Here is a 14,229-nt window from a genome sequence, read left to right as displayed (position 1 = left end):
GCCGCGTTCAACGGGCGAAGCCATGGAAATTCAGGGAATGGGATGAAGTCGCAGCTCGATCGGCAGCCCCGCGAAATCAGGGCTCTCTCCGAAGACGAGCGGCATCGCATCCGCACATATCGCCTTGGCGACGCGAAGCTCGGCGCCGAGACCGGCCATGGTCAAGTCCACGAATCGAACCGGGGCTTTCCCGCGCCGGGAAGAGCGGGCGCTCGCGAAGGCTGTGTGCGCGCCTTCGAGCCACGCGCGGAGTCGCGGGCGATGCGCCGGGATCTGGAAGGTGTCGAGGTGGAGCATGGCACCCGGCGGTGCGTCGGCCGATGCCGGCACGGCCTCGCCCCACAGGAACGCGAGCTGCTGAACGGCCTCGCACGCCGCGGCGGACAAGGCGTCCTCTCGCTGCGGTCGGCCCGCGAAGCCGATCCCGACGGGAAGGTCGTCGCGCATGGGGAGGGCGAAGACGCCGACGACCTCGACCGACGCCGCGAACGACCCTTCTCCAGCTGGAAACGCATAGGCGGACCATTCGTAAGACGGTGACGCGAGGTCATGAACGATCGGCACCGGGCGGAGCTCGCCCGCCCACGCGCGGAGCACGCGATCCCGCTCGGCAAGCTCCCACACCGCTCGTTCACACGCCGCGCGCCATCCAGAATGGATCGCGACGCCGTTCGAGCGCGCGTAGACCCAGCGCTCCGGCTCAGGATTCGCAGGAAATACGTCGGCGCGGTCCAGCTGACCGACGATGGCTCCGGTCTCGTCGCGCAAGGGGTAGGAAGCCTCTCCCTCCGCGATCGCCTGGACGGCAGAGACGCGCTCGACGAGTTCGAACCACGCGCGCTCGGTGGCGGGTCGACCACGCGCCGCCGCCGAGCCGCAAATCTCCTCGCCGGTCGGTCCCACCGCGGACACACCCGACCGGTGGACCGTCCAGCCGTCGACGTCGATCGTGTCGCCCACCTCTTCCGGTACGGTCCACCCCTCAGGCAGCGGAAACACTCGGCGCCTCGACGACCAGCGTCGTCCCGCTCTCCGCAGCGGGAACGACGGCCGTGCACTCTGCGCAGTAGTTGTCATAGCGCGCCATGCACTCGGCGAGGATCTTGCGCATCGCCGGCAGCATCGCCGGATCGGTGATGAGGTCGTCCATGAGCTCGAAGCCTTCCTCGGCGTGCGCTCCGTCGAGCTCGATATGGTTCGTGATGACGGTCAGCGCCTCCAGCGGGATCCCGCAGCGCTGCACGAGCATCTCCACCCACGTCGGCCCGACCATGACGGTGATGAACTCGGCGAACGCGGCGTACGCGAGGTAATACGCAGGATGGTCGTCAATCGCGGACTCGATGTACGCGGCGAGCTCGCGGGCGCCGGGGGCGACGTCGCCGGACGCCCCCGCCCTCTTCGCGCGGAGCGTCCGCAGGTCGGACTCGGACCACGCTTCGTGCCCCACCTCCTCGCCGACCTTCTTGTCGAAGTGATCCGCGAGCTCGTCCAGCCCTCGCGCCCGCGCGGCGTCGCGCGCGCGAACCAGATGAACCGGCGTCAGGCAGATCATGAAATGCAGCGAAGCGAGGTAGCGCGCCATCATCTCCGGGGTGAGCCTTCCATCCTTCGTCGTCGCGAAGAGGGAGTTTGCCTCCGGCTTGGAGATGTACCGTTCGATGTCGATTCGAAGCGCGCGACCAATCATTGACTGTTCCTTTCCCGGCGCCGACCCGACGCCTCCCAGAGACTCGATGGCGGCACGGCCCTCCCCCCACCGTGCCGCCCACGTGTCGATCGCCTCAGAGGCTGGTGCGAGCGAACTTCTTCACGGACTACCTCCTTCCTTCGACTGAGCGCTGCGTCCGTAGTTGGGGACGCTGATGTACTGGCGGCGGAAGGCCTCTTCCGCCTTCGGGTTGAAGAAGCGCGTGAAGCGGAGCATCGTCCCCCAACGCTCCGAGAGCGTGGTGGAGGTGATGAGGAAGCCCGCTTGGAGGAGCGCGCGCTGCACCGGCACGTTCGCCGGCGACGTGTCGACCTCCGCGCGGTCAATCCCCTGCTCGGCGAGCAGCGAAGAGGTCCGCCGCGTGAACTCCGTGAGGAGCGAGCGCTCGCGGTACTTCGGCAGGAGCGCGAAGCTCCGCGAGTACCACGTCGACCAGTCGGTCGGATGCCCGATCGCGATGCCGGCGAGCTCTGCGCCGTCGCGCAGAACGGAGATGTCACACTCCTCGAGGAAGCGGCGCTTCGCGTCCGTCATCGCCTCCGTGAGGAAGGGGCCCGCCTCCAGCGCGAAGATCGACGGGTAGTGATCGGCGATGAAGGAGCGCACCTCCTCGAGCCCGGCCGGCTCGCAGACGATGCCGTCGTGCGTCCAGGTCGGCCATTCGAGCCCCCACAAGCGTTTGCTCATCCGACTGCGCTCCGTGGCGCTCGCGCGTGTCATCGCACAACCTCCTGCGACAGCGTGCTCATGCCGTGGTTGTGATTTCTCGTTTTTCTCGGTAACTAAGTCTTCCACCGAGAAACAGGATCTCGAGCCTGTCAGTCTAGGCGAGACTAAAAGGCCCGACCAAGTATTCAACAACCCCGACGAAGCGCCATATTTAGCGGACGAACTGCATTTATACGCCCACGAACCGTTCGGCGCTCGCGTCGGCGAAGAGACCAATGTAGGTCGATCGAAATTACCCCTGACCTCACATTTCGCACATTCAACACTGAAAGCGTGCGCTCTGCCTACTTTCGCGTTTATCCTGTTTCGGATGAACATGCGTCGAACGGAGCGTGCTTGCGCTCTCGAAGGGACGAGGCAGCCATGATCGATCTTTCCCCTCGCCCGACCGTGCTCGTCGTCGAGCCGGATGACCTCGTTCGGCGCGTGCTCGTGCGGCGGCTCGCGACGCGCTGCGAGGTCACGCCGCTCGCGAACGGCGCGTCCGCCCTCCAGCGCCTGCGCGAGCAACACTTCGACGTGCTCCTCCTCGACCTCGCGGTCGGCGACATGCCGAGCGCCGAGGTCGCGCGATGTGCGCTCGAGCTCGACCCGGAGCTCGCGATCGTCGTCAGCGCGACGTCGACCCGAACGCCGTCGGTCCCCGGCTCCGTCGCCGCCCTCGCGAAGCCCTACGACTCCGCCGCCGTCGACCGCGCGCTCGACCTGGCCCTCGGCGCACGCCGCCGCACGGCGTAGCCCTCCCGCGCGAGCTCGCCGGGCGACCTACTGGAAAAGCTCGTCGACGCTCGAGACGGTAACGGCGCGGACCAGCCATCGACCGAGAACAGCCGGATCAGACTCGGCGGCGAAGCGGACCTTCGCGTCTTCGGAGACGGTGAGGCCCCGAGCGGCGAGCACCGCAAGGAGCCCTTCGAGCTTGCCCTTGAGCTCGCCCTCGAGCCTGCCTTCGAGCTTGCCCTCGAGCTTGCCCTCGAGCCTGCCTTCGAGCTTGCCCTCGAGCTTGCCCTCGAGCTTGCCCTCGAGCCTGCCTTCGCGACGCTCGTGCTCGCGCTCTTGGCGGAGGGCGATGGCGTTGAGCTTCAACGCGTCGGAGCGGTCGCGTGCCAGGCGGGCGGCTTCTGGGTCCTGAGAGAGCTCGTCGAGGGCGGAGCGGGCAGCGCTCATGATAGGATCCTCCGTCGCCAAAGCATCCAACTCGGCCTCCGACTCCGCAAGGAGAAACCGTCCCCACCGGCGCACGGCCTCGTCGGCGCCGGGGACGCCGATGAAATCGAGCTGGAGCAGGTGGATCGCGAGCTGCGACGAGAAGAGCTCGTGCGTACGGCGCTCGCGGAGCTCGAAGATGGAGTGGTACTGCTCGAGATCCTGGAAGAGCGGTGCGACCGTCCAGATGACGAGGATGGTCGGCGTCAGCCCGTCGTAGTCGCCGCCGCGCGCGAGCTGGCCCGCGTAGTCGCGCGCGGCGTAGTAGAGGAAGCGGTCGGCGAGCGCGCGGTAGGCGCGGACCTGCATCTCGACGTCGACACGGGTGCCGTCCGCGAGCCGAACGCGAACGTCGAGCTCGACGCTCTTGTCGCCGATCAGGTCGCCTACGATCGTAGGGTTGAGCACCTCGAGCTCGTCGATGCGCTGCCCCAGCACCGCCTCCAGCATGCTCCGAAGCAGCTCCGGATAGCGCGTCAGCAGCAGCTTGAACGTGACGTCGAGCTTCGGGTCCAGACGAGCCATCGAGGCGCGAGCATAGCGTGTCGTGCGCGGTGGGGCGGCCGTTGCCTAGCACCTCGCGCGCCGGACAAGAGCGCACACCTCACACGAGCTCGGGAGACGACGCGCGTTTCTGTGAGGTGAGGTGTCGCTGGCTCACGATCTCCGTCATCAGCTTCGTGCGTACGAGCCGGAGGGGGTGGGCGACGCCCTTGACCGTCGTCTCGAGCTTCGAGACGAGGCGGAGCTTCGACTTGTCGACCTCGGGGAGGCGGTCCCAGACCTCCTCCTCGAAGACGATCTCCCCCGTCTCCGCGCAGTGCTGCACGCGGGAGGCGCAGTTCACCGTCTGACCGAAGTAGTCGATCGCGTCGTTGGCGGTGACGACGTAGCAGGGGCCCGCGAAGAGGCCGAGCTTGATCCCCGTGAGCTCGCCGTTGTCGGCGTCGACGCGGAACGTCTCGAAGGCGTGGAGGCAGGCGATCGACGCGCGCACGCAGGCGAGCGGCTCGATGAACGCCGCCATGATCGCGTCGCCCATCGTCTTCACCACCGAGCCGCCGTGCTCGTCGATGACCTTCCGCAACACGTCGAAGTGATCGTCGACGAGACGGAACGCGGCCGCGTCGCCGGCCCGCGTGTAGAGCGCGGTCGAGCCGGTGAGGTCGCTGAACAGGATCGCGACGCTCGCCACCTTGAGCGGCGTGCTCGGCTTGAGGAGGTCCTTCGAGAAGAAGCGGCGGAACTCGCTCAGGGTCGTGACGACGTGCGCCGTCGCCGCGCGGCTCGCGTAGCCGAGGCGCTCGAGCTTCACGTGGAGCGGCGTGCTCGTCCGGTTGTGCACGACGATGCTCGCGCCGGGCGCGACGTCCACCGCCGGCGGCGTCAGCGCCTCGCCCTCGAGCGTCACCGTCGCCGACGTCGCGCCTTCGCTCGTCACGTCGACGGACGCGATCGCGCCGCCGCGCGCGAAGACGCGGTAGCGGCCCGCCTCCGCCGGCGCCTCGAGCGACTTCTCGCCGCGCGCGTCGACGACCGCCTGCGCGACGACGTGGGGCGTGCGCGCGGGACCGCCGATGCAGAACATCATGTTCGACACCTCGCGCACGCTCGGGTGCGGGACGAAGGTGGCCTCCACCGCCTTGTCGAGCTCCACCCCGAACTGGAGATCGCAGAGCTGGCAGTGGCTCGCGTCGCCGATCTCCGCGAGCGACGTGACCTGATCGCTCGCGGTGCGGCAGCTCGGGCACACGAGCGCCCACCGCAGCTCGACCACGCCGAGCGTGACGGCGTGGAGGCAGATGCGGAGCATCTCGCGCTCGTCCACCCCGTGCTCGTGCGCGAGCTCGAAGGGGCGGATGCGGACGAGGTCGGCGTCGGGGCCGTTGCGAATGAGGTCCACGAGCGTCGCGATCGCCTTGGCGTCGAGGTCGCGCTTCTCGAGCTCGCGCTGCGCGAAGTCGAGCCGCTCCTCGTTCGCGGGGGAGCTCGGCTTCAGGTACGGGCTCGGCGCCTTGTCGCGGAGGTGCGCGTCGATCGACTCGGCGAGCTTCGCCATCCGCGCGACGATGCGGTTGCCCTCGATCTGGGCGATGGGGCGGAGCAGCCAGTGACGCGGCACCAGGTCGAGGCGCACCGTCACCTTCGTCCCGCCGTCGGGCGCCGGATCGAGCGTGATGCCGTAGGTGTACGACTCGAGCGGGCCGGAGCGCATCTTCCGGTAGACGCTGAACGACTTGTTGAGCGTCCACTCGAACGGCGCCTCCTCGTACGTCATCGTCATGCCCGCCGCCTTCGCCTCGACGAGGAAGCGGGCGCTGCTCTTCGTCCCCTTCTCGATCGGCCGGTAGACGTTGGCCGATCCGATGACGAGGCGATTCGTGCGATCCGTGTCGGTGATGAACGGCCACACGTCGCCCGGCGACGACGAGAGGCTGAACGAGGACGACACGACCACGGAACGCATCGGCGACTTCTCAGTATAGTGGGAGGGTGTTGAAACCGGGGCAGGTCGTCGATCGGTACGAGCTCGTTTGCCCGATCGGCGAGGGTGGCATGGCCACGGTGTGGGCGGCGCGCGAGCGGGACGGGGCCGGACGGCTCGTCGCCCTGAAGATGATCCATTCCCGTTTCGCGGAGGATCCGTCGTTTCGCGCGATGTTCCTGGACGAGGCGACCATCGTCGCCGCGATCGAGCACCCGAACGTCGCCAAGGTCTACGAGCACACCGCGCAGGCGGATCGCCTCTACCTCGCGATGGAGTACGTCGACGGCGATTCGTTCTTCTCGCTCGTCTCGCAGCACCGGACCGCTCCTGTCGCCGTCGCGCTCCACGTCGTGGCCGAGGTGTGCGCCGGCCTCCACGCCGCCCACTCCGTCGTCGGGCCGGACGGCGCGCCGCGCAACGTCGTCCATCGTGACGTGTCGCCGCAGAACGTCCTCCTCTCGCTCGACGGGCGCGTGCGCATCATCGACTTCGGGATCGCCCACGCGCGCGACCGCCACGCGCACTCGACCGCGCTCGGGACGATCAAAGGCAAGATCCGGTACATGTCGCCGGAGCAGGCGCGGCGTGAGGAGATCGGCCCCTGGACCGACGTGTTCGGGGCCGGCGCGATGCTCTTCCGCGCCCTCGTCGGCTCGACGCCGTACGCCGCCAACACCGACCTCGTGACGATGCAGGCGCTGCTCGCCGCCGCGCCGCCGCTCGTCCCCCTCCCCGCCGACATGCGCCCGGAGATCGCGCAGGTCATCCAGCAAGCGATCGCGCCGAACGTCGCCGATCGCTTCCGCTCGGCGGAGGCCCTCCGGCGCGCGCTGCTCGGCCTCCTCGCCGAGCTGAGCGAGATCCCCGATCTCCCCGCTTTCGTCGACGCGCGCATGAGCGAGCAGGCGCGCCAGCGCCACGCGCTCCTCGGCCGAGCGCAGGTCGTCCCGGACCTCGCGCCGCCGGCGGTGAAGCGGACGCCGCAAGGCACCGCGCTCATGGCGCCGCTCGCGCCGCTCGCGCCGGAGCCGGCGCCCGCGATCAAGTCCACCGCGCTGATGCCGACGCGCCCGGACGGAAAACGCGAACCCCCGCCGCCGGAGCCAGCGAGCAGCGATCCGGGCTTCATGGACGTCCGCGCGATCGTCGAGGGGCGCGTCCCCGACCTGCCGGCGCCGGAGCATCGGCCCGCGAACGAAGGACGCTCCCTCGCGCAGCCGCAGACTCCGCAGAAGCTCGAGCTCCAGTTCGAGCCGAAGAACCGCGCCGCCGCGCCGGTGAAGAGCGGCGTGCCGCGCATCGCGATCCTCGTCATCAGCGCGGTCATCCTCGTCGTCGTCTTCTTCATCGCGCTGCCGCTCATCGTGAAGAACCGCGCGATCGCGACCGCGCACGACGCCGGGTTCGAGATGACGATCGAGCGGACCGGGGTCGGCCTCGGCACCGCGACGTTCCGCGGGGTGAAGCTGAAGCCCATTCGCGTCCCCGGCGTCAGCGCCGACGTCGACGAGCTCTTCGTCTCCGGGTTCAGCATGAAGGAGCTCCGCGCGATCGGCGCGCACGTGCACCTCGACGGCGCGCCCGCCGACTTCGAGATGGGCCTCGGCCTCGTCCTCTCCGAGAACCGCGTCCGCTTCGCGGGCACGCCGCAGGCGCCGCGGCGCTTCACCGTCGCGGGGGGCACGATCGAGTGGAAAGGCCCCGGCGGCGCGGGCTTCGAGGCGGGCGACGTCGGGCTCGAGGTGGAGTCGCGCGGGAACGGGAACGAGGACGTGAAAGGCTCGATCGGCCGCTTCTTCTACAAGACGGGGAAGACGAGCATCGGGCCGTGGGGGGCCTCGCTCGAGAGCGGGCCGCAGGGCAGCCGCTTCCGCCTCGCGCTCGATCCCGCGCTCCCGGACGGTCCGAGCGTGCTCGTCGTCGCGAGCCCCTCCGCGCCGGTGCGGATCACGGTGAAGATCGCGCGCTCGCCGATCGCGAACCTCGGCCTGAAGCCGGCCGAGGTCGGCCTCCCCGCCGACGCGTCGACCGAGATCGAGACGTACCTCGAGGGGGAGATCGCGCAGGACGGCAAGATGAGCCTCGTCGGTCCGACCTCGCTCTGGGGCCTCAAGGTGAAGGACCTGAAGAAGCCGATCGACGTGAAGATCGAGGGCGGCGTCAGCGGGATCGCCGGCCAGCCGCTCGACATCGACAGCATGCTCGTGTCGTTCGGTCCGTTCAGCGCGGTCGTGACGGGGACGATCACGCCGGACAAGGGCAACCTCCGCGTCGACGCGCTCGCGAAGGCGAACCCGATCCCGTGCGAGAAGCTCGCGCGGATGGAGGCGAAGACGATGGGCTCCTTCGTCCAGATGCTGCAGGCCTTCGGCGAGAGCACGGGCGCGCTCAGGATCCGCGGCGAGGTGAACGCCTCCTGCGCCGTGAAGTACGACAGCGCCGATCCCGACGCGACGAGCGTGACCTGGCTCGCGAAGGAGACCTGCGGGCTGTCGATCTTCGGGCTCTGATGCTATGAAGGCGCCGCCATGCGTGGATTCCTTCAGCCTGCCCTCAAGAACGTCCCCACCGACAACCAGAGCGCCTTCGCCAAGCTCTCGCGCGGCCGCCGCGTCAGCATCGCGGAAGCGGCGCAGACGAACCTCGTGAAGGCGTCGCAGTGGGCGCGCGGCGAAGCGGTCCCGACCGCGGTCGCGGAGGCGCTCGACAAGGGCGTCGCCGCGCACGCCGCGAAGAAGAAGTAGCGCTCGCCCGTACGCTACGGCACCACCCGCACCGCGCCGAACATCAGCGTGGGGTGGAAGGTGCAGCGATAGCCGAACGTGCCCGGCGACGGGAACGTCACGTCGAGACGGTCGTCGGGTTGATCGCTCGAGACCGTCGGGACCGGGTTCGGCACGTCGCCGCCGGCCGGCTCGAGCGGGTGCTGCCGGAAGCTCCCGGTGAAGCTCACCGTCGTGCCGGCCTTCACCGTGATGCAGTGGTTCGAGTACTGGCGCGGGTTCGCGCCGGTGTTGAACGCGATCTCGATCGCGCCGCCGTCGGTGAAGTCGCCCGCCGCGAGCTCGACGTCCGTGCACTGGACCACCGGCGCCTCCGCGTCGGCCTCCTCCTCGATCGCGGCGTCGATGCCCGCGTCGGCGACGGGGACCGCAGGCGTCGTGTCGTCGTCGCCAGCGCACGCCGCGGCGACAACGACGGCAGAGGCAACGGCGAGCAGCGCGAAGCGAAAGCGCGTCACGCCGGAAGCTTAGGATGTCGAGCAGCCCTTTACAGGCGGCGGATAGCCTGCTCATATGTCCAGGTATTGCGGCATGCCTGGTGCTGTCCCTGCGAATCCGCCCATCTTCCACATCACGCACGTGGAGAACGTGCCGAGCATCCTCGCGCACGGCGGCCTCTGGTCGGACTCGCAGCGCATCGCGAAGAACCTCCTCACGACGAACATCGGCTACTCGCACATCAAGCAGCGTCGGCTGAATCGTCCCGTCACGGCGGGCTCGGGTGGCAGGCTCGGGGACTACGTTCCGTTCAACTTCTGCCCGCGCTCGGTGATGCTCCTCGTTGTATCACGGGGACACCAAGACTCGCCCCTGGGCGGACGAACGAGATCACTCGAGGGCGATGTGGGCGCGGCGGCTACCCGTGCTTCTTCGCGAAGTCCTTCATGAAGGACGCGAGCGCCTCGCACCAGGCCGGCTCGACCGCGTTGTAGATCGACGCGCGGAGGCCGCCGACCGCGCGGTGACCCTTGAGGCCGATCATCTTCGCCGCCGTCGCCTCCTTCACGAAGGTCTCCTCGAGCCCCTCGTTCGGGCAGCGCCAGACGACGTTCATGATCGAGCGCGAGGCGGGCTCGACCGGGCACCTGTAGAAGCCGCCCGAGCCGTCGATCGCGTCGTAGATGTGCTTCGCCTTCTCGCGGTTCCGCTTCTCGACGCCCTCGACGCCGCCGAGCGACTCGAGCCACCCGAGCGTGTTGCGAACGAGGTAGATGCCGAACGTCGGCGGGGTGTTGTAGAGCGACTGGTTCTCGGCCGCGGTGCGGTACTGGAAGATGGTCGGGATGTCCTTCCGCCCCTTCGCCGTGAGCTCCTTCTTGAGCGCGACGATCGTGACGCCGGACGGTCCGATGTTCTTCTGCGCGCCGGCGTAGACGAGATCGAATTTCGACGCGTCGACGCGGCGCCCGAGGATGTCGCTCGACATGTCGATCACGACCGGCACGCCGGCCTCGGTGGTGGGGAACGGCGTCTCCGCGCCGAGCGCGTACTCGACGCCGTGGATCGTCTCGTTGCTCGTGAGGTGGAAGAACGCGGCCCCCTTCGACGGCTGGATCTCCGACTGCTTCGACACGCGGGTGTAGCTCTTGTCCGCGCCCTTGGTCGAGTGCGCGACGTGAGGCTCGCCCCCGCCGATCGCCTTGATCGTCTTCGCCTCGGCGACGGCCTTCTCGCCCCACGCGCCGTTGACGACGTAGTCCGCCGTCTTCCCCGCCTCGAGGAAGTTCATCGGGATCTGGGCGAAGGCCTGCGAGGCGCCGCCCTGCACGAAGAGGACGTCCCACGTGTCGAGCGGGGTGCCGAGGTGTTTCGCGACGAGGGCGGTCGCCTCGTGATGCACCTTCTCGTAGACCTTCCCGCGATGGGAGTGCTCCATCACGCTCATGCCGGAGCCCTCGAAGTCGAGGAGCTCCTCGCGAGCGCGCTCGAGCGCGGCGAGAGGGAGTGCAGCGGGCCCGGCGTTGAAGTTCATCACGCGGCTCATGGGCGCCCACTCTACCACCGAAACTGGTTATGCTCCGCGCGTGCGTCGTAGCCTCCTCTTCGCCGTCGCCGGCTTCATCGCGGCCTGCAACGGCAAGGCGACGAAAGAGCAGTGCAGCGAGATGCTCGACAAGTACCTCGACATGACGATCGAGTCCGACCCTTCCCTCGCCGACCTCCCGCCCGCCGAGGCGCGGGCGGCGCGCGAGATGAAGAAGGCGCTCCACAAGAGCCAGCCGAAATACGCGACGGTCGCCAACCAATGCGAGGCCGAGATCACGAAGAGCGAGTACCGCTGCGCGATGAAGGCACCGAACCCGGAGACCTGGCAAGCATGCATCGACTGACGTCCGCTCTCTCGATCCTCCTCTTCCTCGCGGCGTGCGGCGGCAACAAGGAGCCGGAGACGCCGAAGCCGTCCGACGGCGCCGAGAGCGGCGAAGGCGACGCCGGCGCCGACGACGACGCGGGCGGAGAGCCGAAGAAGGACGTCTGCCAGGGGTTCTCGATCTCGAACCTCGAGGAGCTCCTCGGGAAGAGCGACTGCGAGACGACGGACTCGCCGACCACGCTCGCGAACCCCGACCTGAAGGGCAAGCTCGAGGTCACGCTCTCGGCGAGCCCGACCAAGGCGACGCCGGGCGGCAAGGTCGATCTCCAGGTCACGTTCACGAACAAGACGAAGGAGCCGATGCCGCTCTACTTCCGGATCGATCCGCTCGCGCGCTTCGAGACGGAGGCCTACGACGTGAAGTCGAAGAAGCGCGTCGACATGCCGGCCGGCAACCCGCCGCCGCCGCCGAAGGGCCACAACCCGCCGCCGCCCGCGGACCAGAAGGTCGCGAAGGTGACGATCGCGCCGAGCGGCTACGCGAGCGTGCGCGTGCCGTGGGAAGCGGTGAAGATGAAGTGGGCGCCGGACAAGGTGCGCGGCACCTCGGCGGAGAAGGGTTTTCCGCGCACGCCGGCGGGGCCGCTGCCGAAGGGCAAGTACCAGGTGAAGGTCGTGACCCCGCTCATCGGCGTGTTCGAGGGAGGCGAGCACGAGATGAGCGCGCCGGCGGTCGAGATCGAAGTCGGCACCTGAATGACGTTCCGCGCGGTCTTCTTCGGGACGCCGCAGTTCGCGGTCCCCTGCCTCGACGCCCTCGCCGAGATCGCGGAGGTGACCGCGGTCGTCTGCCAGCCCGATCGGCCGCAGGGGCGCGGGCTCGAGCTGCACGCGCCGCCGGTGAAGGAGCGCGCGCTCGCGCTGGGGATCACGGTGCATCAGCCGACGAAGGTGCGCACTGGCGAGCTCGCGCGATGGCTGAAGGAGCAAGGCGCCGACGTCGCGCTCGTCGTCGCGTACGGCCGCATCCTCCCGAAGGACGTGCTCGACGCGCCGCGCCTCGGCTGCGTGAACGTGCACGCTTCGCTGCTCCCGAAGCTGCGCGGCGCGGCGCCGATCACGTGGGCGGTCGTCCGCGGCGAGCCGGAGACCGGTATCACGCTGATGAAGATGGACGAAGGCATGGACACCGGGCCGATGCTCGAGCTGTTCCGCACGCCGATCGATCCCGACGAGACGGCGGGCGAGCTCTCGGAGCGCCTCGCCGCGATGGGCGCGCTCGCGGTGCGGAAGGGCCTGCCGAAATACGTCGCCGGCGAGTACGTCCCGATCGCGCAGAACGACGCCGAGCACACCGTCGCGCCGATGCTGAAGAAGGAGGACGGGCGCATCGACTTCACGAAGCACGCGCGCGCGGTCCACGACCACGTGCGCGGGATGAGCCCATGGCCCGGCGCCTTCACCACCGCGCGCGGAAAAACGTTGAAGGTGCACGCGACGCGCGTGACCGACACGCCCGCTGCGGCGACGAGCGCGGCGCCTGGGACCGTCGTCCTCGCGGACAAGAGTCGCGTCGTCGTCGCGTGCGGCGCGCGCGCCGTCGAGCTCGCGCGCGTGCAGCTCGAGGGCAAGAAGCCGGTCAGCGCGAGCGACTGGTACTCGGGCCGCGGCGTGATCGAAGGCGACGTCCTCGGCGCGGCGATCTGACGCGTAGACCGACCGGGTGACACCGGGCGAAAACGAGCGTCCTACGTTGGTCGCTCCCCCACCCCTTTCCGGAGGTTTGCCGTATGCGTTTCGTCTTCGTCGTCCCTGCTCTCGTTGCTCTCGTCGCCGGCTGCACGATCACGACCACCAACGAGCCGGCGCCGGTCGATACGGGGACGCCCGACGCGGGCGGGACGACGCCGGAGGCGGCCGCGCCGACGCCGGCGACGGTGCCGTTCCAGCTGAGCAACCTGAAGCTCGACGGCGTCGACGCGTCGAAGCTCGGTGACGTCGTCGTGAGCCATGCAAACTGCACGTTTCACACGGAGACGAAGGAGGTGAGCTGCATCGACAACGACCTCGTGCAGTACGTCACCGTCGATCAGCCGGGGGCGGGCAAGATCGGCATGTACGTCGCGAAGAGCGTCCGCGTCGAGCCGAACGCGCGCATCGTTCCGAAGGGCACCTTCGCGCTCGCGATCGTGGCGCTCGAGTCCTTCGACGTGCAGGGCACGATCGACGTGAGCGCCGATCGCGACTACGCGACCGCGGGCGGCTTCGTGCACGGCACGTCGGGCGACGTCCAGGGCGCGGGGCCGGGCGGCGGCGGCGCGGGGTCCACCACCAACGGCGCGGGCGGCGGCGGGTACTGCGGCGCCGGCGGCAAAGGCGCTGCGCTCACGACCGGCGGCACGCCGGCGGCCGGCGGCGCGGCGTACGGCACGCCCGAGAACGTCCCGCTCGTCGGCGGCTCGACCGGCGGCGCCGGCACGCTCCCAAACTCCGGATCGGGCGGCGGCGCGGTGCAGCTCGTCGCGGGCACGACGTTCACCCTCGGCGCGAACGGCATCGTCGCCGCCGGTGGCGGCGGCGGCGCGTTCGTCGGCGCGGCGGGCACGCAGCACGGCTCCGGCGGCGGCTCGGGCGGAGCGATCCTGATCGAGGCGCCGACCGTCACGCTCGCGGGCTCGCTCCTCGCCGAGGGCGGCGCCGGCGGCGCGAAGGACTTCGGGCAGAACGCGCAGCTCAGCTCCACCGCCGCAGAGAGCGCCGCGCTCGCGAACGGCTCGCTCGGCGGAAGCGGCAGCGGCGGCGGCCAGATCGACGGCGGCGACGCGACCGCGCTCGCGGGCGACAACGCCCCCGGCGGCGGCGGCGGCGCGGGCCGCATCCGCATCAACTCGACGAGCGGCGCGAGCACGACCGGCGCGAAGCACCTCTCGCCCAACGTCGGCTCGACCTGCCTCACCGAGGGCACGCTCGCCGCGCCGTGACTCCGTGAAACCTGACA

15 protein-coding genes are annotated in these 14,229 nt (G+C 69.5%); 8 read left to right on the top strand and 7 right to left on the bottom strand.

The features are described from left to right. Positions 1–30: 30 nt before the first annotated feature. The 3 genes from KF837_12215 to KF837_12205 form a co-directional block, all read right to left on the bottom strand. A complete protein-coding gene (locus KF837_12215; GenBank protein ID MBX3228076.1) occupies positions 31–960 on the bottom strand; it encodes a YcaO-like family protein in 930 nt (309 codons plus the stop codon). A gap of 22 nt (positions 961–982) precedes the next feature. Beyond that, the gene (locus KF837_12210) at positions 983–1,690 is read right to left on the bottom strand and encodes a hypothetical protein (GenBank protein MBX3228075.1); all 708 of its coding nucleotides are present in this window, start codon (positions 1,688–1,690) and stop codon (positions 983–985) included. 120 nt (positions 1,691–1,810) lie between these two features. Beyond that, positions 1,811–2,398 (bottom strand): hypothetical protein, encoded by a 588-nt coding sequence (locus KF837_12205; protein MBX3228074.1) that lies wholly within the window; start codon positions 2,396–2,398, stop codon positions 1,811–1,813. Positions 2,399–2,803: 405 nt separating this feature from the next. Between KF837_12205 and KF837_12200 the strand changes: the two genes are divergently transcribed. Next, on the top strand, positions 2,804–3,178 hold the full coding sequence (locus KF837_12200) for a hypothetical protein (protein MBX3228073.1): 375 nt from the start codon (positions 2,804–2,806) through the stop codon (positions 3,176–3,178). A gap of 27 nt (positions 3,179–3,205) precedes the next feature. Here KF837_12200 and KF837_12195 read toward each other — a convergent pair whose 3' ends face one another. Together KF837_12195 and KF837_12190 are read right to left on the bottom strand one after the other, a co-directional pair. Beyond that, positions 3,206–4,171: an Rpn family recombination-promoting nuclease/putative transposase gene (locus tag KF837_12195; protein MBX3228072.1), complete on the bottom strand. Its 966-nt coding sequence runs from the start codon at positions 4,169–4,171 to the stop codon at positions 3,206–3,208. Positions 4,172–4,250: 79 nt separating this feature from the next. Then, positions 4,251–6,113, bottom strand: coding sequence for an adenylate/guanylate cyclase domain-containing protein (locus KF837_12190; protein ID MBX3228071.1), 1,863 nt, complete (start codon positions 6,111–6,113; stop codon positions 4,251–4,253). Positions 6,114–6,139: 26 nt separating this feature from the next. Here KF837_12190 and KF837_12185 point away from each other — a divergent pair, with 26 nt between their 5' ends. Together KF837_12185 and KF837_12180 are read left to right on the top strand one after the other, a co-directional pair. After that, positions 6,140–8,644 (top strand): serine/threonine protein kinase, encoded by a 2,505-nt coding sequence (locus KF837_12185; GenBank protein MBX3228070.1) that lies wholly within the window; start codon positions 6,140–6,142, stop codon positions 8,642–8,644. Between the two features lie 18 nt (positions 8,645–8,662). Then, positions 8,663–8,878: a hypothetical protein gene (locus KF837_12180; GenBank protein MBX3228069.1), complete on the top strand. Its 216-nt coding sequence runs from the start codon at positions 8,663–8,665 to the stop codon at positions 8,876–8,878. A gap of 14 nt (positions 8,879–8,892) precedes the next feature. On the opposite strand, the gene KF837_12175 is transcribed toward KF837_12180, so the two are convergent. Continuing rightward, positions 8,893–9,375, bottom strand: a complete 483-nt coding sequence (locus KF837_12175; GenBank protein ID MBX3228068.1) for a hypothetical protein — start codon at positions 9,373–9,375, stop codon at positions 8,893–8,895. 121 nt (positions 9,376–9,496) lie between these two features. Here KF837_12175 and KF837_12170 point away from each other — a divergent pair, with 121 nt between their 5' ends. Further along, complete coding sequence (locus KF837_12170) at positions 9,497–9,805, top strand: DUF4433 domain-containing protein (GenBank protein ID MBX3228067.1); 309 nt, start codon at positions 9,497–9,499, stop codon at positions 9,803–9,805. Here KF837_12170 and serC read toward each other — a convergent pair. Further along, positions 9,774–10,901, bottom strand: a complete 1,128-nt coding sequence (gene serC / locus KF837_12165; GenBank protein MBX3228066.1) for a 3-phosphoserine/phosphohydroxythreonine transaminase — start codon at positions 10,899–10,901, stop codon at positions 9,774–9,776. The genes KF837_12170 and serC overlap by 32 nt on opposite strands. A 40-nt stretch (positions 10,902–10,941) precedes the next feature. Here serC and KF837_12160 point away from each other — a divergent pair, with 40 nt between their 5' ends. The 4 genes from KF837_12160 to KF837_12145 all read left to right on the top strand — a co-directional run bounded on the left by KF837_12160 (position 10,942) and on the right by KF837_12145 (position 14,212). Next, positions 10,942–11,247: a hypothetical protein gene (locus KF837_12160; protein ID MBX3228065.1), complete on the top strand. Its 306-nt coding sequence runs from the start codon at positions 10,942–10,944 to the stop codon at positions 11,245–11,247. Beyond that, complete coding sequence (locus KF837_12155) at positions 11,235–11,987, top strand: hypothetical protein (protein ID MBX3228064.1); 753 nt, start codon at positions 11,235–11,237, stop codon at positions 11,985–11,987. The genes KF837_12160 and KF837_12155 overlap by 13 nt, the downstream gene beginning before the upstream one ends. Beyond that, entirely contained in the window at positions 11,988–12,938 is a 951-nt protein-coding gene (gene fmt, locus KF837_12150) for a methionyl-tRNA formyltransferase (GenBank protein ID MBX3228063.1), read from the top strand. Between the two features lie 83 nt (positions 12,939–13,021). Continuing rightward, positions 13,022–14,212 (top strand): hypothetical protein, encoded by a 1,191-nt coding sequence (locus KF837_12145; protein MBX3228062.1) that lies wholly within the window; start codon positions 13,022–13,024, stop codon positions 14,210–14,212. The last annotated feature ends 17 nt before the right edge of the window (positions 14,213–14,229 follow it).

The sequence above is a fragment of the Labilithrix sp. genome (genome assembly GCA_019637155.1).
Lineage (GTDB): Bacteria > Myxococcota_A > Polyangia > Polyangiales > Polyangiaceae > Labilithrix.
This window is presented reverse-complemented; position numbering and strand designations above follow the sequence as displayed.